The organism is Paenibacillus hebaui (assembly GCF_051934385.1).
Lineage (GTDB): Bacteria > Bacillota > Bacilli > Paenibacillales > Paenibacillaceae > Paenibacillus.
The window spans coordinates 674,971-696,169 of the sequence record NZ_CP196836.1; the positions used below are offsets into that span (position 1 = coordinate 674,971).

Here is a 21,199-nt window from a genome sequence, read left to right on the forward strand (position 1 = left end):
TACACCCTGGATAGACCAGTACGTTCAGTTCTTCTGAACCTGCTGGTTTATTTTATTTTGCAGGAGTAGGAGAGAAAGTTAGCAGTAAGGGAACCAAACCACAACAGATTTAGTCTTATTAAATGAGGTGAACATCAGTTGGACTATCAATATCTGAAAAGTGCTCAGACCATCGACAATTACACACTGAGTAGCATAATGGATGACTACGGTAACGATGTATGGAATTACGCTTATTTTCTGACCAAAAGTGCCGAACAGGCAGATGAACTATCGCAGGAAGTGTTTATTCGGGCGTACTCCGGGATCTCTCACTTTCGCGGGGAGTGCTCATTGAAGACATGGTTGCTGACCATTACAAGGAACACGACATTTACATATCGAAAATCCAGATTTTTTCGCAGCAGTCTGTGGGGAGAGACCTTGTCTTTCAAAACTTCGGACCAAGAGCCCTCTGGTGAAAAAAATGTAGCTTCAGGAAATTACGTTCACCCGTCAGCCGAGACTGAGGTGATTAGCCGGGAGCACGTCCATGAGATCTGGGATATTATCATGGGCTTGCCGGATAAATTCCGCGAGTTGCTGTTGCTACATCTGAAGTATGAGCTTACGACGAGTGAAATAGCGGAGATGCTGGGCATCAGCACAGGCACGGTCAAGTCCAGATTGTCTCGGGCGAAAGCAAAAGTACGAAAACAATGGGAGGCGCAAAGCGAATGAAACATAACGATGATGACTGGGAAAAGGCAGTTCGACTGGAGCCGTTTGCGGCGTCTCCTTTTACGGAAGAGCATAAGCAGAATGTACTTCGTCAGGTAGCGTGGATCAAGTCGGGGGCTGGGCAGGAGGAGAAAGAAGAGACTTATAATAAAAATTCCAATCAACATATCTATAGGGGGCAGCGCAGAGGAGGGTTCTCTTCACGACGAACCGTTATTGCTGGCACGGCTGTTGCAGCCATCGCATCAGCGGTACTTCTCTGGAACGGACAGATTGCGGAATCTGTGCTCGAGAGGGTATATCCGGCAGCAGTGCTCCAAACTTCAGATGATGTCGGTATGAAGCTTCTGTCGAACCAGATGAAGAAAACAGTTGCAGTCACCATGAGGGATTATCTTGGCAAACAGCTGCTCATAACCAAAGTGCAGAACTTGCCAATCTCAGACAGAATTTATGTGGAAGCCGGGAATGAAATGGAAGGTGAATACGCGAAAATATGGCTTGATGCAGCGACGGGTAATCTGCGAGAGGTGGAGATGAGGCGGGAGATGAAAGCTAATGAGCTGGAGCATCGGTTCCTTCGTCAGGTTCCGACACTTCTGCAAAGCATCGGCAGTGATCCTACACTGAAGCCGATCTCAGCCAGACGATATGTGAAAATGAAGCAGAGTCAAGAGAAACCGGTATGGTTTACGACCTTGACGTTGCAGAATGAAAAGGGCAGTGGCAATATTGAATGGACGCGAGACAAGGCTGTTTTGATTTCGGGTTATGTCGAACCTGAGAGAATATCCAAGGAATTACTAGCTGACGCAAAAGAATCGATAGGGGCATTATCAGGCGAACCAGCACCTGCTTTGACAGGGATCAATGTTACCAGGGATGACAAACATCTGGAGGAGAGAACGGATTTGACGTTTGGGGATCAATATCTTGTTACAAGCATTGGGGGTATGTTCAGGAGTAAGTATTCGGTACGAAACTTCACATCAGACATGACAGGGCCTAAAGATGGTGAGGACTTTCAGGATTACTCTGATAAACTGCTAGACATCGAGGAATCCACTCTTCGAAAAAAAGTTGAACCTATCATCGAGCAAATGTTTCAAATTAATCTGCAAGAATACAAGCTACATCGAAATCCGAATAAACCGGGAGTTGTTACTTTTGAATTGGGGAATGGAAATGGTGTTATCGAGATTCAATATGACGAAGCTGTTAGAATTAATAGGGTTGCGATAGGTGATCTTTAAGACTTGATTCCATAGGTTATAATCTTCTTAATAGATGGAATGAGCATAAGGAGCATAACGATGAAATATTTGGTGAGTTCACGTCTTGTGTGGGTGGCCTGCCGCTATAACGGAACAGCGAGTCTGGATGAGAAGATTCAGGGCTAGTGGAGCTATAATCAACGGTTTGCCGATAAGCTGCTTAAGGGATTTGTTCCCGAAGCGGCTTTTTTCGCCTTTTTCCAGTGGATGAAGGAACTCCTTTGAACACGTTATTTGTTTTCAAGAATGGTGAATGATCAGAGCTGCTTTTAGGAGTTCAATAGAGTTGAGGGAATCTTTCTGGAACGCTAACAAATAGTATGACCACGTACGATATATAAATATACAGATCCACTAAGAACCAGAATGCTTAATCTAACATGAAAACCGGGGGAATTAGAATGAGAAGCGAGCCTAAGCAAAAATATCGGAAAGGAAACACATTGAAGAATCTGAAGCTGACAACAACGATGATTATGATGATTAGCATTAGTCTGATTGGCTTAGTGACAGTCTTTCTGATCGGAATATTCAGCATGAATGAGGCCAAGTTGGGACAAGGCGTTCTCTATAATGACCGCTTTCAGCATCAAACCAACGTTCTTGAAGTGAAGAGCAATTTCTATAATATGCGTGCCAATTACACCAAGGTCCTCGATAACGCAGAATTCACAGAAAAGCAGTATGAGCAGGTTCAAAAAGGCAAGAAGAGTGTTACAGACGGTCTGGATGAGTTTGCCGCTAGAACGCTGGATACAAGAGAGAAAGAAATACTCGTAGATTTAACAGCCAAGATGGATACATATTATCAGGATATTGAACAGATCATGGATGTCAAAAAGACGACGGGAACCTATGACAGCGATGAGAGGGGACGGATTAACAAGAGCAGCACAGCCATTGTTGAAACGGTGAGCTTGTTGAGTGATTACAACGAAGAAGAGTCAGCCAAACTTTATGCTCATACGCAGGAAGTGATTATGCAAAGAGCAATGATACTGGGTACAGTCCTCCTTCTGTCACTCGCCGCTCTTATTGTTATATCGTATGTAATGATTCGCAGCATCCGTCAACGAATGAAAGCCATAACCCTTTATTGCGAAGAGGTAACGAAAGGTAATTTAACGGCATCCATAGATCCATCTCTAATACAGGGGAACAATGAGATCAGTGTCATCGCACGAGCGATCCGCAACATGACCGACTCCACTTCCAACGTGATTAGGGGTGTCATTCAGGAATCTCGACATATCAACCAGATTAGCGATCTGACGAATCAGAATATGGCAGGTCTGAACGAACGGATTCGGGAAGTATCTGCGACGGTTGAAGAGCTCTCAGCCGCGATGGAAGAGGCATCAGCCCATACCGAAAATATGAACCAGTCGGCGAGTGAGATGCAGGAGGGTGCTGAATACATTTCGGCACAAACGTTTAAACAGGCGGAGTCTGCCTATGTGACCAGCAACAAGGCAGAGAAATTGAAGCAAGAGGCCCAAGAGTCGAGTCAGGCAGCTATGGACATGTATCAGAGTACGAGTAAAAAGATGACTGAAGCACTGGAGCGGGCAACTGCTGTGGATCAGATCGGTATCCTTTCCCAGTCCATTTTGGATGTTACCGCACAGACCAATTTACTTGCTTTAAATGCATCCATTGAGGCTGCTCGGGCCGGTGAAGCAGGCAGAGGATTCGCTGTTGTGGCGAGCGAAATACGCAAGTTGGCAGATGATTCGAGACAGGCGGCCGATCAGATCCAGCGTGTGACCGAGGAGGTCACGCAGTCTGTAACCCATCTGTCTTCCAACTCCAAGGAGCTGCTATCCTTTATGTTTGACCAGGTAGGCAGAGATTATAAATTATTGGAAAACACAGCAGAGCAATATTATATGGATTCTCTTGAACATGCCAATGCAGTTAAAGATCTCAATGCAACCTCACAACAAGTAACAGCTAATATTAAGACCATTGTGGGGTCCATCCATGAAATTGCTTCAGCGAGTGAACAATCTGCAGCATCCAGCCAGGATATAGCAGGTCATATGGTCGCCTCCACTGCACAATCTATGGAAGTAGTTCAACAGTCTGATCAGGTGAAGAAGAGCGCAGTAAGCTTAGATAAACTGGTTCAGGATTTCAAAGTGTAAAAGTTCGGGAGAGACAAATCCCGGATAGATAAAGAAGATATCAGATCATTTGTGAAAATGAATTAGGGAACAGGTACAGCTAATATTCAATGGTCCATAATTAGGCCGCTTAAGGGATTCGGTCCCTGGGCGGCTTTTTCCCTGTTCCAACACATTACTTACTTTTACAAATTAAGAAACAAAAATGTGCGTACTTTTAATTTGGGAGTATAGACTCTAATATAATACTTAGTCAGAAGAAAACACTTTAGACATCAGAGGATTCAACATACAATAATACAATACAAATACAAATAAGAAGGACGTGGAGAACCATGGGAGTTCCAACACAGGTAATGAAAAAAGAAGATATTTTAAATGCCTTTCGTTTCCGGCATGCGACAAAGATATTTGATGACTCACGCAAAATTACAGATGAGGATTTCAAATTTATTTTGGAAACAGGAAGGTTATCCCCAAGTTCGATCGGATTGGAACCATGGAAATTTTTGATTGTGCAGAACCCGGACTTCCGCACGCGTCTGTCCGAAGTGTCTTCCGGGGCACAAAAACAATTGGCGACAGCTAGCCATTTTGTTATCATCCTGGCGCGGTCGGATGCCAGTTTTAATTCCCCCCATGCGGAATATATGCTGAAGGAGATTAAGGGAATGCCGGATGACGTATTTGAGTTGACAAGTGCGGCTTATGGGAATTTTCAAAAGAACCAACGCATGCTTGAGAACCCGCGAACATTGTTCGACTGGGCATCCAAGCAGACCTATATCGCTCTCGGCAACATGATGACCGCGGCAGCGCTGATTGGTATTGATTCCTGCCCGATTGAAGGATTCAGCTATGAGGCTGTACATCGTATTCTGGAAGAGGAAGGTTTGCTGGAGGATGGAGCATGGGATATTTCCGTCATGGCAGCCTTTGGTTACCGCGCAGAAGATCCGCAACGTGAGAAATCCCGTCAGCCTATAGAGAAAATTACACAGTGGATTGAGTAAAAAATGATCCTAATGAGCCTCTGGTATCTCCTGTCAAGGAGGTCTCAGGGGTTTGTTTTATAAATGCGTATAATTTGGCAGGCCGATTCTACCGTTGAATCAGTCTGTTTGGTTTGCAAAATAGGAGAAAGGGGGTATAATCTTACCCATGGAACCTATACTCATATTCAAAGCATTATCTAACGAGACACGTAGACAAATTCTGTTGTGGCTCAAAAACCCGGAGCAACACTTTCCACCGCTGGAACTATCCCAGCATCCGGATGCAGGAAAGAGCGGAATCTGTGTTGGCACGATTCAGTTGAAAGCCGGACTGGCTCAGTCCGTCATATCCAGCTATCTGTTGACTATGCTCAAAGCCGGGCTGCTGCTCTCTGAGCGCAGGGGACAGTGGACGTATTATCGCCGCAACGAAGAAACCATTCGTCAGTTTGCCGAGTACGTGCAGCACGAATTATAAGCCGGACGCCGGGACGGAAGCAAGAATGCAAGTGCACGCGGGTATTCCGTCCGGATGTAAACGGCTAAACGATGCTGTATCACATCCATTCTTCGCCATTTTACATCTATATATCTGGATATACAAAAATATAATTTATAGAGGAGATATCTACCCATAATGACTACTGAAAATAATGCTTCATCTCATAAACAACATATTAACGACGTTAAGCTTTCCATTCTGGATCTGGCTCCTGTCGTTGTAGGTGCTACACCTGCCATTGCACTGCGCAACAGTTTGGATCTGGCACAACATGCGGAGCGCTGGGGATATCACCGTTACTGGGTAGCTGAGCACCATAATATGCCGGGTATTGCTTCTTCTGCTACATCGGTTGTCATCGGTTACCTTGCAGGTGGAACCAAGACCATTCGACTCGGTTCAGGGGGTATCATGCTGCCTAACCATGCACCACTCGTCATTGCCGAGCAATTCGGTACGTTGGAATCCCTGTATCCAGGCCGTATTGATCTGGGATTGGGCCGGGCGCCGGGCAGTGACCGCCGTACAGCTCTGGCGCTACGCAAAGATCTGAACAGTGGCGAAGATTTCCCGGAATTGCTGGCTGAGCTTAGAGCATACTTCGATGCTTCTGCTACATCGTATCATGCACCCGTTCGTGCTGTACCGGGTGAAGGCTTGAACATCCCGATTTATCTGCTCGGTTCCAGTGATTTCAGTGCCCGTCTAGCTGGGCAGCTGGGATTGCCGTTTGCTTTTGCCAGTCACTTCTCACCGGATTACACCAGAATTGCACTGGAAACGTATCGGAGCAGCTTCCAACCATCCGATCATTTGAAGGAGCCTCATGTCATCGTGGGGGTGAATGCTGTTGTCGCGGACACCGATGAAGAAGCGGCGTGGCTCGGTACTACGATGCAGCAGCAGTTCCTGAACATTATTCGTGGGACCACAGGACTGGTACAGCCACCTGCCGAGATGGAAGGTAAATGGACTGACCGCGAGAAAGCGGGTGTCGAGCAGACGCTGAAAGCGGCAGTGAACGGTTCTCCTGAGACCGTGCGTGGTCAACTGGAATCGTTTATTGCTCAGACGCAAGCTGATGAGCTTATTATTACGTCCATGATCTATGATCACCAGGCACGTCTGCATTCTTACGAACTGATTGCAAAACTGGCAGGCAGAGCCTAACCAGAATTAAAAAGTAATATAAGCGATAGCTGATATATAACCGATTGTTTATATTAAGGATCGTCTCCGATGAGGCGGTCTTTTTTTTTGGTATAATGCTAACAAAAGGGGGGATTACACTAGGAAGCGCGTAACGCGGGTAATGACCAAAACAGGATATTCTTGGGTTCGCCATGATCTCCATGATCCCTAATAAGATCAGCAATTAAATCACGTCTGATGTCGGTCGTTTTTATAGGGATATTTTGCAATTTTTGCGTATGGGGCAGAAATCTCTTTTTGGGGTAAAATGAATTTACCGGTCTATATTGAAACGGTTAAATAACAACATACGTATAAACCCAGAGTGTTATACATATGTTGGCTTGTACAAGGAACTTTAGATACATAAGAGAGGAAGACACGCCTATGGAGCAACCTGAGCAATCCCGCGTTTGGCCGGATCGGTTTAAGCGGTTTTTTCTGAACAACAAGTTTGTCTTATTTCTGCTGATCCTGCTGTTGGTAGGACTGAACGTGATGGTTCTGACCAAAGTATCCTTTGTTCTTCATCCGCTCGCGGTCCTCATCAAGACGATTGTGCTCCCCATTATTCTGTCAGGCATACTTTATTACCTGCTGAATCCGGTTGTCGATGTAATGGGACGGTGGAAGATCAAACGTGGCTGGTCCATTCTAATCTTATACCTCGCCATCGGAGGCATTTTGACAGTCGTAGTGCTGGCGGTCATTCCGGTCGTGCGTAACCAGATTACGGGGCTGATTGAAAATTTCCCAACGTACAGTGAGACAGTAAAACAGCAGTTTGAGGAGCTTACGGGCAGCAAGCTGTTCGGTCAGTTCCAGGAAACGATGAATATGAATGCACAGGACTGGTGGGGTACAATCTCCCAGAAAGCTACTGAAATTCTGAACTCTACCTGGAACAAGCTCGGCGGATTTCTCGGAGCTTTCACCGAGACGGTGCTGTCCATTGTAACGGTTCCGTTCATTCTGTTCTATCTGCTGAAAGACGGCAAGAAACTTCCGGCCAAAATTCTGTCATTCCTGCCACTCAAGAGCCGTACAGGTGCAATGCATGTGCTGGAGGATATCAATCACCAGATCAGTTCATTCATTCGTGGGCAGATTATCGTCAGTTTCTGCATCGGCATTCTGCTCTACATCGGTTATATGATTATTGGTCTGGACTATGCACTGATTCTCGCGATTATCGCGTCGTTCACCAGCGTTGTACCGTATCTGGGGCCTGCGATTGCCATTACACCTGCGTTGATTGTGGCTCTGGTCACTTCTCCGGTGATGCTGCTGAAAATGGTAGCGGTGTGGACGATCGTGCAATTGATTGAGGGTAAATTCATCTCACCTCAGATCATGGGCAAAACGCTTAAGATTCATCCAATCACCATTATCTTTGTCATTCTGACTTCAGGTAATCTGTTCGGTGTAGTGGGTATTCTGCTGGCCGTTCCGGGATACGCGGTGCTGAAAGTATGTGCGTCGCATATTTTCAACTGGTTCAAGGACAGATCCGGTTTGTATGATCCAAAGAACAACAATCTATTGTAACTAAAGTGGGCAAGCCTCTGGCCCTCTAAGATGATTTCTTTCTGACAAAACGGTGCCCTTCCCAAACAGAAACCCCCGTCCATCGGCTAGTAGCCGCGAGGCGGGGGTTCTGTTTCGTGAACAGGCTTGGCTGATGCCTAGCCGTGTTTAATATGCTGGAGCGTTTGCAGGAAGATCTGCTCAATATGAGCATCATCCAGAGAATAATAAACGGTCTTGCCTTCTTTGCGCCGCTTGACAATCCGCATGTTGCGGAGTGACCGCAGCTGGTGCGAAATGGCCGACTGTCCCATATCGAGCAGCACCGTCAGATCGTGCACACATAATTCCTTCTGCAACAGTGCATCAATAATACGTAGCCGTGTCGGGTCACTGAATGCTTTGAACCAGTCCGCCATCTCGGAAGAAGTCTCCCGATCCATGAGGGATGTACGAATCGAGTGTACGTCAGCCTCCGTCCCGGAGCAAGCCGCGTCGCATTCAGCTGGCGCTTTAACCGGTTGTTCCATTTCCTATCACCACCTGTATGAACTGAACCTTTGATTAATTATTCTTCGATAAGCCTATTATATCCAAAAAACGTCTAAAGCGAAATGATTACTATTAGCATATTCTGTATAAAAAATCAACAGGAATTGTTGACACTCCTGTTTGAGCGTGCATATAATAGGGGTATCTAAACATATGAATGAGTGCTCATATATTGATTGTTAATATGAATCATTACGGATAACCATTTCGTTTTTCGTACTGCAAAGGGGAGAATTCACATGGGAACCGGACAGGAACAGGTGAAAAGGGAACTGCTGCTGGATGGACTGGACTGCGCGAACTGCGCATTAAAGATTGAGAATGGCGTCAAAAAGATTAAAGGCATTAGCGATTGCTCTGTTAATTTTGTAACTAAAACCTTATCGATGCACACCACATCCGATATGGATGAGCAGGTGGTGGAAGAAGCAAAGCGCAAAGTGCTTCGGCTGGAGCCACATATTCGCATCTCGGAAAAAGGCAGACCTTCACTCGGTAGCCGTACCTCGGCAGAGTCGAGCAACCACTTGAACAGCCATGCACACACACATGCCGGCACGGCTGATGGGCATGGGCATGATACAAGTGGGCAACGCCACGACCATGCTGCTCACTCCCATGATCATGGTCATTTGCAAGGAACTCATGATCACGAGCGCGGTCATCAACATGGCGTCCAAGGTCACTCTCATGATCATGAAAGTCACACAGGACATGATCACGGCGATTCACACGGACACGATCATGATGCACATGCTGGACACTCGCATGAACATGGTGCTGGGCAGACGAAAGTGTTACTGGCACGCCTGGCGGCAGGCTCCATTCTGATGGCAGCAGCCATCTGGTCACCACTCGAAGGTTGGGCGCAGCTTGCCCTGTATGTGGTTGCTTATCTGATTGCCGGGGGAGACATCGTGCTCCAAGCGTTTAAAAACATTATTCGCGGTCAAGTATTTGATGAGTACTTCCTGATGTCCGTTGCGACCATTGGTGCTTTTGCCATCGGTGAGTACCCGGAAGGAGTCGCGGTCATGCTCTTTTATCAGCTCGGTGAGCTGTTTCAAGGCATGGCGGTTAATCGCTCACGCAAATCGATTCAATCGCTTATGGATATCCGACCAGACTATGCCAACATTCTTGTCGGCTCTGGCGAAGAGACCAAGCGTGTTTCTCCCGAAGAAGTGCGGATCGGTGATCGCATCGTGGTCAAAGCGGGTGAGCGAGTACCGCTGGATGGAATCGTCAAAGCAGGTCGCTCGATGGTGGATACATCCGCTCTGACCGGTGAATCGGTACCTCGTGAACTGGAACCCGGCAGTGATGTCCTGAGTGGTTTTGTGAACAAAAACGGGATGCTGACAATCGAAGTAACCAAAACGTTTGGTGAATCGACCGTATCGAAAATTCTGGACCTCGTACAGAATGCAAGTAGTCGCAAAGCCAAGACGGAGCATTTTATTAGTAAATTCGCCCGATACTACACGCCGGTTGTTGTAATTCTTGCCGCGTTAATCGCGCTCGTCCCACCGCTGGTGCTCAGTGGTGCAACCTTCACCGATTGGATCTATCGTGCACTGGTATTCCTGGTTATCTCTTGTCCGTGTGCTCTAGTGGTATCCATCCCGCTTGGATTCTTCGGCGGCATCGGTGCTGCTTCCCGTAACGGTATTCTCATTAAAGGCAGTAACTACCTGGAAGCATTAAACGATGTCAAAGTCGTTGTTTTCGACAAAACGGGTACACTAACCAAAGGTGTATTTAAAGTAACAGCCATTCGTCCAGAAAACGGACGTACAGAAGATGAATTGATGGAGCTTGCTGCAATTGTCGAGGCCCATTCTAATCATCCCATTGCTGAATCGATTCGCGCAGCCTGGGCTCGGGATATCCGTACTCAGGGTGTGGACGGTTATGATGAAGTTGCCGGACATGGCATCAAGGTCATCGTGGATGGACGTGAAGTGCTTGCCGGTAATGCCAAACTAATGGAGCAGGCAGACATTTCCTACACAACCCCACAAACCGTGGGAACCGTAGTGCATGTTGCTGAAGCAGGCGCGTATGTCGGTCATCTGATCATTGCCGATGAAGTGAAGGATGACGCAGCAGCAGCCATTCAGGCGCTCAAGAAGCTTGGTATTCGCAAAACAGTCATGCTGACAGGCGATGCCAAAGCAGTTGGTGAAGCGGTAGGGCGCGAGCTTGGTGTGGATGAAGTATATGCTGAACTGCTGCCACAGGACAAAGTCGAACGGCTGGAGCAGCTGGAAGCGGCCAAGTCGCCGAAGGAGAAAATGGTGTTTGTTGGTGACGGCATCAACGATACACCTGTGCTGGCGCGTGCGGATGTAGGTGTAGCGATGGGGGGACTCGGCTCGGATGCTGCCATCGAAGCGGCAGATGTGGTCATCATGACGGATGAGCCTTCCAGACTGGCAAGTGCGATCCGTATCGCGAAGCGTACACGCAGGATTGTATGGCAAAATATCGGGTTTGCACTGGGCGTCAAAGCGATCTTCCTGCTGCTGGGTGTGTTCGGTATTGCAACGATGTGGGAAGCGGTATTCTCTGATGTGGGTGTCACGGTGCTGGCTGTCCTGAACGCCATGCGTGTACTGCGAGTGAAGGAAATCTAAGTTTCCGAAACGATCCAGACGGCTCTTCGTATATACGTAGAGCCGTTTTTATATTTTTACGTAGATAAGTCTAACTAGACCATTTACACGAGAACGGAGAGGGCAGAAATAACCTGAAGAAGCGAAGCGTTCGCCTTTATCCCCGGATTTTACCATTTTACAGGTAATCAAAAAATCTGGGGGTAACAGTGATCGGAAGGTTATTCTGTCATCGGAGTGTCAGTGTAAGCAGGTCTATGGAAGACCGAGGAGAAGGGGAGAGCATGTTGGCAGGAGCAGTGGTTGGGATCATATGCGGAGTGTGCTATTTCATTCTGGGATTAATGGTGTATAAAAAACCGCCGAAAATGATTAATGGCATATATGGTTATCGTACCCCGCGCGCAATGAGCAATCCCGAGTTATGGGACGAAGCGCAACGTTATAGTGCCAATCTGATGATGCAGTTTGGTGTGATTATCACGATATTTGGCATTATTGGTTTCTGGCTTACGGATGTACGAGCTTTGGTTCTAAGTCTTGTCGCTGTAGGATTCTATACGTTCAGGCTGTTTACCAGGGTCGAAGGCCGTTTGAAGCAAATGCAGCGTGCACAGCAGCAACAGAATGAGCGGAACGCTTAAGGTAAGATTAGTGAATAGGTGTAGAGAGGAAGACCCGCGTGTGAAGCGGGTCTTTTTTTGTTGAAGATAGAGAATCGAAGAGGATGTTAAACTCGCTAAGACTTCAAGTATAAAATCTAACGTTGACGTTAACGTTATAAATATATACAATTATATACATAACATTATATGCATATAAAACCTAAAGTGAGGTGAAGGAAATGAGCTTATACAAAATTGACGATGTAGCCAAAGAATGTGGATTAACGAAGCGTACCATTCGGTATTACGAGGAGATTGGTGTCATGCCTTCACCTCAGCGGACGGATGGCGGTACGCGGTTATACACTCGGGAAGACATGGATTATCTGAAAAAGGTGGTTCGTGCCAAGGAAGTGCTTGGTTTTTCCCTCCAGGAGTTGCATACGTATGTGGCAACGGCGGATGCATTGAACGAACAGCGTTTTGACTATCAACAGACTACGGAGGTCAGAGATCGAATCGAGAAGCTAAGCACGATAGAAATAACGCTGGCCGGTCAATTGCAACTGATCGAGCAGAAGCTTCAGAGCATTCATGCCGTACAGCGTGAACTTGAGGAGTTGCGCGAACGTGTCCAGAGCGGTATTCGGAGATTACAGGGACATGAGATTCCACAGGATACTGAAGATGGATAGAAGATCAGGCGGATTAATAGAAACACACTTTAACTAAACATATCAACGTTAATGTACATGCACCGGTTAATGCGGTGTCATTTTGTGCCGTTTTGTTCCCTTTATTTCTGAAAGGTAAGATGAAACTTTCATCATTTTCACAACATATTTCACAGATCAATGAACAACCAGGAGGTATTACGTATGAAAAGAGAACCCTCATTACCTGACGAATTGCCATCATCACGTGGAGGTCTGCTGTCCCAACCCAGAGCGGTATGGGCTGTAGCCTTTGCATGTATCATTTCCTTTATGGGCCTGGGTCTGGTTGACCCGATTTTGCCTGCGATAGCGGATCAACTGCATGCATCCAAAAGCCAGGTATCCCTGCTATTTACCAGTTATAACGCTGTAACCGGGGTTGCCATGCTGATCACCGGTGTTGTATCCAGCCGGATTGGTGTCAAGTGGACGCTACTCAGCGGGATTTTGCTTATCATTATATTCTCCTTTCTGGGCGGAACCTCGGACACGGTAGGGGCACTGGTTGGTTACCGCGGCGGTTGGGGACTGGGCAATGCCCTGTTCATCGCAACCGCGTTATCGGCAATTGTAGGTCTGTCCACTTCAGGGACAGCCAAAGCCATTATTTTGTACGAAGCAGCGCTTGGTCTTGGTATTGCCGTAGGTCCACTGCTTGGTGGTGAGCTTGGTTCTATCTCATGGCGTGGCCCATTCTATGGAGTGGCTGTTCTAATGACGATTGCTTTTATCAGTATCACGTTTATGCTGCCCAAAATAGCCAAACCGAAAACACGCAGTTCCTTGTCCGATCCGTTCAAGGCGCTGAGCTATCCATCACTGAAAACATTGGCGATCACCGCCTTTCTCTATAACTTTGGTTTCTTTACATTAATGGCGTATTCACCTTATGTGATGAATCTGGATGAGCACGGATTGGGTTATGTGTTCTTCGGATGGGGCCTGATGCTGGCGATTACGTCCGTATTTGTAGCCCCAAGACTGCAACGTCGATTCGGATCGGTACCGTCCATGAGTGTCATGCTTACCATGTTCGCGATCGATCTCGTTGTGATGGCTGTAGGTACCGTCATGGGATCATCCACTACCGTTATTGTGGCTGTCATTGTGGCAGGGATCTTCCTTGGTATTAATAACACATTGATTACAACGGCTGTTATGGAAGCTGCACCGGTGGAACGTTCTGTGGCTTCCGCTGCATACAGCTTTGTCCGTTTCCTTGGGGGTGCACTTGCTCCATGGCTTGCAGGTAAATTATCCGAGTGGTTTTTGCCAGAAACTCCGTTTTATTTTGGCGCATTGATGGTTCTTATTGGTGTCGTGGTGCTGCAGGTGCGCCGCAGTCATCTGCGAGATATCGATGCTGCGATTACACAACATTAATGAACAGGAGGAATTGTAATGCTGAAACGTATATTGGTTGCTGTTGATGGATCGGATCACGCGCATAAGGCTTTGGAACAAGCTCTGATGTTGACTGAAAGTTTGAAACAACCCACGAGCCTGATCATTGTGCATGTCAATCCTTTCGTTTCGCTGAAACATGCAGAATGTCCTGTCCTTACAGTGAAATAGAGCTGTGAAACCCGAACGAAGTCTAACCGATAAAGACAGCCACAGGACCATTAGGTACGCCTGAGGATGGGCCTCACGCTTATTCTAATGGGTTGATAGGGTAAAAGTAGTGTATAAATAGATAAGGTAGTATACCATCATATATTTGCAGTAATCATGGAATGGAGGATGCAGCATATGAAAAAACAACATCTGTTTATCGGTGGCAAGCCCACTGAATCAGTAGACTATAAAGTACTTCAGGCCCCGTACTCCGGAGAGGCGCTGGCAGAAGTATCTACCGCTTCAGCAGAGGAAGCCAACACCGCCGTTGCGGCTGCGGTTCAGGCTGGCAAGGAGATGCGCCAGATGCCTGCACATCAGCGTGCAGATATTCTGTACAAGCTGTCTTCATTGCTTGAAGAACGGAAGGAAGAAGCAGCGCGAATTATAGCTCTTGAAGCAGCGAAGCCAATTACTGCGGCGCTCGCAGAGGTTGACCGTACGGTGGAAACGTATCGTTTTGCCGCTGAGGAAGCGAAGAGACTTACAGGAGAGACGGTTCCTATGGATGCAGCCAAAGGGGGAGAAGGACGCATAGGATACACGATGCGACAACCTTTGGGTGTGATCGGAGCAATTACGCCGTTTAATTTTCCAATGAACCTGGTGGCTCACAAGGTAGGTCCAGCGATAGCAGCGGGCAATACAATCGTTCTCAAACCCGCGGAGCAGACACCGTTGTCTTCCTATTACATCGCTAATCTGTTTAAGGAAGCCGGATTGCCGGATGGTGCCCTCAACGTGGTGAGCGGTGATGGCAAAACGATTGGTGATGTGCTTGTGGAGCACCCTCGTGTGGCCCACATTACATTTACAGGCAGCCCGGCTGTAGGCACAAGCATTCGCAGTAAAGCTGGACTGAAACGGGTGACGCTGGAGCTTGGATCGAATGCGGCGGTGATTGTGGATCAGGATGCAGATCTGGATAAAGTGATTCCCAGATGTGTGAACGGCGCTTTTACCTATCAGGGACAGGTATGTATTTCGCTGCAGCGGATCTATGTACACAGCGCCATTGCGGATGAGTTCATTCGACGCTTCGCTGAAATGGCGAACCAAGTGGTGGTTGGAGACCCGCTCAACCCGGATACAGTGGTATCTGCACTCATTACATCCAAAGATGTTCAGCGTACGCTCGACTGGATTGAAGAAGCCAAACAGGCTGGAGCTGAAGTCGCTGTTGGCGGTGAATCTGAGGGAGGTGTTCTGCGGCCAACGGTACTGGTTAACGTTCCGCGTAATGCCAAAGTATCCTGCCAGGAAGTATTTGCCCCCATCGTTGTCATCCATATCGTGGATTCTGTGGAAGAGGGCATCGAACAGGTCAATGATTCCATCTATGGACTTCAGGCCGGTGTGTTTACGAACGATATTCATACCGCTCTGCATGCAGTTGATCATATCGAAGCAGGCGGTGTGATGATTAACGATATCCCTACGTTCCGTGTGGATCATATGCCATATGGCGGTGTGAAACAGAGCGGTATCGGGCGTGAAGGTGTTAAATATGCGGTGGAGGAAATGACGGAGTTGAAGTTTGTCATGTTTAATAAAAATTAAGCCCCAGCCCTTCTCATGATCTGATATTCCGTATGAACATAGAACAAATGGAGGAGCTGTCTCGAAAGGGATTTCTCCTCTCTCCAAGCACTAACGAATCTACCGCGTCTTACATGGCGGAAACTCAAGGAATGCAACGTTTAACGAACTTCAGTCACGTTATTCTGTCATAAAATGGCGTCAGAACCTGAAAATCGATCAAACCGACGAAATAATGTCTCTGTGATTCGTTAAAACTCAGACCCATTCAAATTAGAGCGAATAGCGTGTGCTCAATACATTAGACTAAATTGCCAACAACAAGGGCTGTTCCCCGTCATGCTGATGACTTATGGAACAGCCCCCTTTTTCTTATAGGAGATCATAGAAACGAGTTTGAAAAATACATAGCCATTCTTCGCTGACTAGGGGTTCACATCTGATGAGAAGGGTATAAATACTTAACATACCGCAAATCTACTAACTAGACGTCGTTCATATCACCGAAGATGATGTACCCAAAGTCTTATAATCTCTCCCTATATAAATAAAATGCAGTATGAAATAAGCCTGAACACAGAAGTTGAAGGCAAGGCAGGAGGTGTATTCAAATGGCATATTCAATGGCTGACGTATCTGGAATGTCAGGCGTAAGTCTGAGTGAGCTGGGCCAGTATGCGGAGACAGGTCTGCTAAATCCGGCTTTCGTAGGTCTTGACGAGGATGTCTATTATGAGAAAGAAGAATTGCTTAGACTGCAGCAGATTCTATTCTGTAAGGAAGTGGGCATGGAGGAGGCGGAGATCGCGCCGATGCTTAGGGATACTCCACGGGATATGATTCGGATCATGCAGCAGCATCGAATTGAGATGTTGGAGAAGGCACTCCATTTGCATGGATTGATTCGGACGCTGGATAAAACCATCTCTCATCTTCAGGGGGAGCAGGAACTTGAAGAACATGAGCTGTATATCGGTTTTGTGAATAAGGGGCGTCACCAACTTTTGCCCGAGTCGGCCTCTGACCACGCTGTAATGAATAATTCGGTTGGGGTTCAGACAGAAGCAGGATTAGATAAGAAGGAGAATCCCGACGCATCACAGCAAACTGAGCAGTCTGAGGGTCAGGAATTGAAATCGAAGGAAGATTTCCTCGATTCACAGGAGAAGATTGATCATGTTCATTTGGATCTGCAACGGGCGATCGAGGACGGATTAGAACCGGCAAGCGCTGAAGTGCAGCAGATTATTGGCAGACATCTGGAATGGATCAAGGGATACTATACACCCACCGCTGAGATCTATCGGGATTTGGCCAATCTGTATGTGGAGCATAAAAATTTTCGCCAAATGTATGATGGTTATCACCCGAAGTTGGCCGAGTTTCTGCGTGACGGGATGATGATCAAAGCGGAACAGGATTTATCCTAGCTGCATAGATTATCATGGGCGAGCAGAACATGGGTGTGAAAAAAGTTCATAACAAAGAGCGCAAACCTCTATCGAGGCCTGCGCTCTTTGTTATCGGGAATTCATCGTTGTATGTGTCGATGAACTCTCAATCACCTTATCTTTCGTGTCTTCAGGGAGTATGGCCGGTTACAGCTGCTCTGTGAGCAGGCTTACCGCTTTTTCCAGGAAGACGCGGTCTTCATCGTCAAAACGGCTTTTGGTCGGGCTGTCGATGTCGAGCACCCCGTACAATTCTCCATTTTTGATAATCGGTACGACGATTTCACTATTGGATGCAGCATCACAGGCAATATGGCCTGGGAAGGCATGCACATCGTCAACAACCATCGTACGTCTTTCCGCAGCAGATGTGCCGCATACGCCACGTCCGAGTGGAATACGGATGCAGGCAGGCAGTCCCTGGAATGGTCCGAGTACCAGTTCTTTTCCATCATACAGATAGAAGCCGACCCAATTGGTGTCGGTCATAAATACATTGAGCAGCGCCGCAGCGTTTGCCAGATTGGCAATGGCGCTAGGTTCATCGCGGATCAGAGCACTTAACTGTCCCAGGACGGCGGTGTGCTGCTCGCTTCGTGTTCCTTCATAGGAAACAGCTTGAAACATGGTGAATCACCCTCCCGAGCAAAAATGGTACTTATTTTCAAGATAGTGCAGAGTATGCGGTTAGTCAAGGGAAGGATTTTGGAAAGGAAAAGAAATGCCAGAAGAATCCTCCTGTTTCTCAGCTTCTTGCATGGGGTAAATACTTAGCAACCACGGAGGGCTATAACCCGGGAAGGAGCTTGGCTTATGCATGCAGAGGTACAGAATCTTTTTGTACGAATTCATCTTCTATATTTAGCGCAAAATCAGGATTTGGACGTTAGCGAGGCATTGCCCCTATTGGAAGAACGAGGATATCGTGTTGGAGAGCGGGAGATCAAGCAGGAGCTTGAACACCTGACGCAGGAGAACTTCCTGACCGCCCACGGTGACCAATGGAGCCTAACCGGGACTGGCATTGAAGAATTCAAGGAAATCACGACAGTACTAGGTCGGGTTAGCGAGGAATTGCTGGCGAAGGGCAAGAAAACGTCCACAGCATGAATGTCATACGGACAGGCATGATGTGTAATTCACTCAACTTGAATGGATCCATACGTACAACAAGACCGGGAGCGAAAGTGGCCCGGTTTTTTGATATGTAAATGTGACTGAATAGTTGCCATTCGGCGCAGGTTATGATTAGATGACTAATGAATCTTATGGTCTGCGGAGATAGATCGGATCGGAGTGTCATTACATGTATAAATGCAAGGGGAGAATTCCCGAAATGGAGACTGCGCGGCTTCGTCTGCGCAAAATGCGCCGCCGGGATGCGGGTCAGATGTTCGCATGCTGGTCAGACCGCGAGGTCACCCGTTATATGAATCTGGCGCCCATGATTGGGACAAGCGAGGCCGCCGATATGATTGGACTTCTCAATCATATGGCAGGAGAAGAGGACGCGATTCGCTGGGGGATTGAACTTAAAGAGACAGGCCGGCTTATCGGCAGCTGTGGGTATAACACATGGCAGCTTGAAGGTGCATTCCGGGGGGAGATCGGTTATGAACTGGGACGTGACTATTGGCGACATGGTTATATGACGGAGGCTTTCTCTGCATTGCTGCCCTTCGGGTATGAGACCATGGGGCTCAATCGGATCGAAGCACTGGTTGATCCGCGCAATCTGGCTTCTGGAGAGTTTCTGACGAACCGCGGTTTCACGCGGGAAGGGCTGCTACGTCAGGTCCAGCATACCTCCACCGGATATAAGGATATGGTGATGTACTCGCTGCTCTACGATGAGTTTCTTCGCAAGAAAGGTAAATAAAAGAGACAATATATAATTGTTTTTAAATGTACACTTAAACGAAGAAAAAGAACAAAGCTGGAGAAGCGAAGCGTTCACCTCAAAGCTTTCTGAAAAGAAAGCTACATCGGAAGCATACGCTATCACCGGATTTCTCCTTTAGAGAGGAGAAGAAAAAATCTGGGGATAACAGCGATAGGAAGCTTGTTCTTGTTCGTAGTAGAGGTGTAGATTAACGTACCAATTATATAGAGAACAAAGAGAGAAGGGTTCGTGTGAATACAACCGGAGGTTTGAAACGCAGTTTCATCTTGGCGGGTTTGTTACTGGCGACTTTTTTGTCAGCGATTGAGGGTACGGTGATTGGCCCGGCGGGGCCGATCATTGTCAGTGAACTGGGGAGCGTACAGTTGCTCAGCTGGATCTTCACTGCATATTTGCTGACGATGGCTGTGAGCACACCGATTTTTGGCAAAATCAGTGACTTGTATGGGCGAAAACCAGTATTCCTGATTGGCTGTGCCTTATTTTTGCTGGGTTCACTCCTGTGCTGCTTGTCGCAGAATATGGAACAATTGATTATTTTTCGTGCGATTCAGGGGATTGGTGCAGGTGCGGTTGTACCTGTTACGTTTACCATAATCGGTGATATCTACAGTATTGAAGAACGGGGTAAGATACAGGGCTGGATCAGCTCGGTGTGGGGGATTTCATCTCTGGTGGGACCGCTGCTTGGCGGGTATTTTGTAGACAATCTGGGCTGGCAGTGGATCTTCGGATTCAATGTACCGTTCGGATTGCTGGCGATGTGGTTTGTATTTCGTTATTTGAAGGAAGAGATGTCTCCACGTACCGCCAAAATTGACTATATGGGTGCATTGACCTTTACGGTGGGCATTACCGCACTGCTCTTTGTATTGTCGGCAGGTGGACAATATTATGCGTGGAGTTCTCCTGTTATTGTGGGATTGAGTATTGTGGCTGTAGTGTTTATGATTTTATTTTTTGTGGTCGAAAAAAGTGCTCAGGCCCCGATGGTACCTCTCCATCTGTTCCGTATTCGGGACATCCGTGTGGCGAATATCGCCGGACTGCTGACCAGTACTTTGATGATTGGCCTAACCAGTTATTTGCCACTTTGGGTGCAGGGGGTTCGGGGCGGTAATGCGACTGAATCTGGATTGCTGCTTGCGCCGATGTCGGTTGGCTGGCTAATCGGCAGTGTTCTTGCCGGCCGTCTGTTAATGAAGATTGGGTCAGGCTTAACAGCGGTTATCGGATTAACCGGGATCGCGATTGGATCGGGCGGGCTCTTCCTGGTTGGTGGAACCTCCCCGCAGGCTGTGCTGTATATACTGACCTTTATTTACGGTCTTGGCTTCGGGTTTGCTTTTACGATATTCACCATTATTGCGCAGTCGTCAGTCGGGTACAAGGAGCGCGGTTCCTCTACAGCACTGCACACCTTCATGCGTACATTGGGACAGACGATTGGTGCCGCAGCCTTCGGCACATGGTTGAACTATCGAATATCGACATTGTCTACGGAACAGCATCTGGCGGAAGCAGGGATCTCGGAAGGCGATCTGAACCAACTGCTTGCTCCACATACGGAGGCTGCTCTATCGGATGACAAATGGGCGCTTCTACGTAACGTGCTGGAGGGAAGCCTGCACTCCTTATTCGTCATTATGTTTGTTATTGCGATTATTTCCTGGATCACCACACTGGCCTTACGCAAACGGTTAATCGTCCCAGAAAACGCAGATGCTCCGCCGCAGGTACAAACTGCGGGGAAGTAGACGTAATCAAATGTATACGAGAGAATTTTACATCGTAACGAAAGTGGAAAAATAAAATTGAATCAAGGCAGCTGCTCCTCGGCTGCTTTTTTTTGATATATTATAT

Annotated in this window: 19 protein-coding genes; 17 read left to right on the forward strand and 2 right to left on the reverse strand. The window is 47.3% G+C overall.

Features of this window, described 5'->3' with window-relative positions; genetic code table 11:
• The first annotated feature begins 138 nt into the window (after window positions 1–138).
• The 7 genes from ACR32F_RS03005 (at window position 139) to ACR32F_RS03035 (ending at window position 8,356) form a co-directional block, all read left to right on the forward strand.
• Window positions 139–720, forward strand: coding sequence for an RNA polymerase sigma factor (locus ACR32F_RS03005; protein WP_440116009.1), 582 nt, complete (start codon window positions 139–141; stop codon window positions 718–720).
• Window positions 717–1,973, forward strand: a complete 1,257-nt coding sequence (locus tag ACR32F_RS03010) for a hypothetical protein (protein ID WP_440116011.1) — start codon at window positions 717–719, stop codon at window positions 1,971–1,973. The genes ACR32F_RS03005 and ACR32F_RS03010 overlap by 4 nt, the downstream gene beginning before the upstream one ends.
• A 422-nt stretch (window positions 1,974–2,395) precedes the next feature.
• Window positions 2,396–4,141, forward strand: coding sequence for a methyl-accepting chemotaxis protein (locus tag ACR32F_RS03015; RefSeq protein ID WP_440116013.1), 1,746 nt, complete (start codon window positions 2,396–2,398; stop codon window positions 4,139–4,141).
• A 314-nt stretch (window positions 4,142–4,455) separates the two neighbouring features.
• The gene (locus ACR32F_RS03020) at window positions 4,456–5,133 is read left to right on the forward strand and encodes an NAD(P)H-dependent oxidoreductase (protein WP_440116015.1); all 678 of its coding nucleotides are present in this window, start codon (window positions 4,456–4,458) and stop codon (window positions 5,131–5,133) included.
• A 148-nt stretch (window positions 5,134–5,281) separates the two neighbouring features.
• Window positions 5,282–5,593 (forward strand): ArsR/SmtB family transcription factor, encoded by a 312-nt coding sequence (locus tag ACR32F_RS03025; RefSeq protein ID WP_440116017.1) that lies wholly within the window; start codon window positions 5,282–5,284, stop codon window positions 5,591–5,593.
• Between the two features lie 159 nt (window positions 5,594–5,752).
• Window positions 5,753–6,787, forward strand: a complete 1,035-nt coding sequence (locus ACR32F_RS03030) for an LLM class flavin-dependent oxidoreductase (protein ID WP_440116019.1) — start codon at window positions 5,753–5,755, stop codon at window positions 6,785–6,787.
• 408 nt (window positions 6,788–7,195) lie between these two features.
• Entirely contained in the window at window positions 7,196–8,356 is a 1,161-nt protein-coding gene (locus tag ACR32F_RS03035) for an AI-2E family transporter (protein WP_440116021.1), read from the forward strand.
• A gap of 137 nt (window positions 8,357–8,493) precedes the next feature.
• Here ACR32F_RS03035 and ACR32F_RS03040 read toward each other — a convergent pair whose 3' ends face one another.
• Complete coding sequence (locus tag ACR32F_RS03040) at window positions 8,494–8,865, reverse strand: ArsR/SmtB family transcription factor (protein WP_440116023.1); 372 nt, start codon at window positions 8,863–8,865, stop codon at window positions 8,494–8,496.
• Window positions 8,866–9,126: 261 nt separating this feature from the next.
• Here ACR32F_RS03040 and ACR32F_RS03045 point away from each other — a divergent pair, with 261 nt between their 5' ends.
• The 7 genes from ACR32F_RS03045 (at window position 9,127) to ACR32F_RS03075 (ending at window position 17,412) form a co-directional block, all read left to right on the forward strand.
• Window positions 9,127–11,526, forward strand: coding sequence for a heavy metal translocating P-type ATPase (locus ACR32F_RS03045; RefSeq protein ID WP_440116025.1), 2,400 nt, complete (start codon window positions 9,127–9,129; stop codon window positions 11,524–11,526).
• 263 nt (window positions 11,527–11,789) lie between these two features.
• On the forward strand, window positions 11,790–12,149 hold the full coding sequence (locus ACR32F_RS03050; RefSeq protein WP_440116027.1) for an SdpI family protein: 360 nt from the start codon (window positions 11,790–11,792) through the stop codon (window positions 12,147–12,149).
• 200 nt (window positions 12,150–12,349) lie between these two features.
• Window positions 12,350–12,805 carry a MerR family transcriptional regulator gene (locus ACR32F_RS03055; RefSeq protein WP_440116029.1) on the forward strand — a complete coding sequence of 152 codons (456 nt, stop codon included), beginning with the start codon at window positions 12,350–12,352 and terminating at the stop codon, window positions 12,803–12,805.
• A gap of 183 nt (window positions 12,806–12,988) precedes the next feature.
• Window positions 12,989–14,209, forward strand: a complete 1,221-nt coding sequence (locus ACR32F_RS03060) for an MFS transporter (protein WP_440116031.1) — start codon at window positions 12,989–12,991, stop codon at window positions 14,207–14,209.
• A gap of 18 nt (window positions 14,210–14,227) precedes the next feature.
• Window positions 14,228–14,401 carry a universal stress protein gene (locus ACR32F_RS03065; protein ID WP_440116033.1) on the forward strand — a complete coding sequence of 58 codons (174 nt, stop codon included), beginning with the start codon at window positions 14,228–14,230 and terminating at the stop codon, window positions 14,399–14,401.
• 177 nt (window positions 14,402–14,578) lie between these two features.
• On the forward strand, window positions 14,579–16,003 hold the full coding sequence (locus tag ACR32F_RS03070) for an aldehyde dehydrogenase family protein (protein ID WP_440116035.1): 1,425 nt from the start codon (window positions 14,579–14,581) through the stop codon (window positions 16,001–16,003).
• Window positions 16,004–16,593: 590 nt separating this feature from the next.
• Window positions 16,594–17,412 carry a MerR family transcriptional regulator gene (locus tag ACR32F_RS03075; protein ID WP_440116037.1) on the forward strand — a complete coding sequence of 273 codons (819 nt, stop codon included), beginning with the start codon at window positions 16,594–16,596 and terminating at the stop codon, window positions 17,410–17,412.
• A 168-nt stretch (window positions 17,413–17,580) separates the two neighbouring features.
• Here ACR32F_RS03075 and ACR32F_RS03080 read toward each other — a convergent pair whose 3' ends face one another.
• Window positions 17,581–18,060: a GAF domain-containing protein gene (locus tag ACR32F_RS03080; RefSeq protein ID WP_440116039.1), complete on the reverse strand. Its 480-nt coding sequence runs from the start codon at window positions 18,058–18,060 to the stop codon at window positions 17,581–17,583.
• 186 nt (window positions 18,061–18,246) lie between these two features.
• Here ACR32F_RS03080 and ACR32F_RS03085 point away from each other — a divergent pair, with 186 nt between their 5' ends.
• The 3 genes from ACR32F_RS03085 (at window position 18,247) to ACR32F_RS03095 (ending at window position 21,093) form a co-directional block, all read left to right on the forward strand.
• The gene (locus ACR32F_RS03085; protein WP_440116041.1) at window positions 18,247–18,543 is read left to right on the forward strand and encodes a hypothetical protein; all 297 of its coding nucleotides are present in this window, start codon (window positions 18,247–18,249) and stop codon (window positions 18,541–18,543) included.
• 226 nt (window positions 18,544–18,769) lie between these two features.
• Window positions 18,770–19,312 (forward strand): GNAT family N-acetyltransferase, encoded by a 543-nt coding sequence (locus ACR32F_RS03090; RefSeq protein WP_440116043.1) that lies wholly within the window; start codon window positions 18,770–18,772, stop codon window positions 19,310–19,312.
• A 272-nt stretch (window positions 19,313–19,584) separates the two neighbouring features.
• The gene (locus ACR32F_RS03095) at window positions 19,585–21,093 is read left to right on the forward strand and encodes an MDR family MFS transporter (RefSeq protein ID WP_440119664.1); all 1,509 of its coding nucleotides are present in this window, start codon (window positions 19,585–19,587) and stop codon (window positions 21,091–21,093) included.
• Window positions 21,094–21,199: the final 106 nt, after the last annotated feature.

Coding starts and splice junctions, on each gene's coding strand:
- ACR32F_RS03010 (WP_440116011.1), top strand. CDS start 717: ATGAAACATAACGATGATGACTGGGAAAAGGCAGTTCGACTGGAGCCG.
- ACR32F_RS03015 (WP_440116013.1), top strand. CDS start 2,396: ATGAGAAGCGAGCCTAAGCAAAAATATCGGAAAGGAAACACATTGAAG.
- ACR32F_RS03020 (WP_440116015.1), top strand. CDS start 4,456: ATGGGAGTTCCAACACAGGTAATGAAAAAAGAAGATATTTTAAATGCC.
- ACR32F_RS03025 (WP_440116017.1), top strand. CDS start 5,282: ATGGAACCTATACTCATATTCAAAGCATTATCTAACGAGACACGTAGA.
- ACR32F_RS03030 (WP_440116019.1), top strand. CDS start 5,753: ATGACTACTGAAAATAATGCTTCATCTCATAAACAACATATTAACGAC.
- ACR32F_RS03035 (WP_440116021.1), top strand. CDS start 7,196: ATGGAGCAACCTGAGCAATCCCGCGTTTGGCCGGATCGGTTTAAGCGG.
- ACR32F_RS03040 (WP_440116023.1), bottom strand. CDS start 8,865: ATGGAACAACCGGTTAAAGCGCCAGCTGAATGCGACGCGGCTTGCTCC.
- ACR32F_RS03045 (WP_440116025.1), top strand. CDS start 9,127: ATGGGAACCGGACAGGAACAGGTGAAAAGGGAACTGCTGCTGGATGGA.
- ACR32F_RS03050 (WP_440116027.1), top strand. CDS start 11,790: ATGTTGGCAGGAGCAGTGGTTGGGATCATATGCGGAGTGTGCTATTTC.
- ACR32F_RS03055 (WP_440116029.1), top strand. CDS start 12,350: ATGAGCTTATACAAAATTGACGATGTAGCCAAAGAATGTGGATTAACG.
- ACR32F_RS03060 (WP_440116031.1), top strand. CDS start 12,989: ATGAAAAGAGAACCCTCATTACCTGACGAATTGCCATCATCACGTGGA.
- ACR32F_RS03065 (WP_440116033.1), top strand. CDS start 14,228: ATGCTGAAACGTATATTGGTTGCTGTTGATGGATCGGATCACGCGCAT.
- ACR32F_RS03070 (WP_440116035.1), top strand. CDS start 14,579: ATGAAAAAACAACATCTGTTTATCGGTGGCAAGCCCACTGAATCAGTA.
- ACR32F_RS03075 (WP_440116037.1), top strand. CDS start 16,594: ATGGCATATTCAATGGCTGACGTATCTGGAATGTCAGGCGTAAGTCTG.
- ACR32F_RS03080 (WP_440116039.1), bottom strand. CDS start 18,060: ATGTTTCAAGCTGTTTCCTATGAAGGAACACGAAGCGAGCAGCACACC.
- ACR32F_RS03085 (WP_440116041.1), top strand. CDS start 18,247: ATGCATGCAGAGGTACAGAATCTTTTTGTACGAATTCATCTTCTATAT.
- ACR32F_RS03090 (WP_440116043.1), top strand. CDS start 18,770: ATGGAGACTGCGCGGCTTCGTCTGCGCAAAATGCGCCGCCGGGATGCG.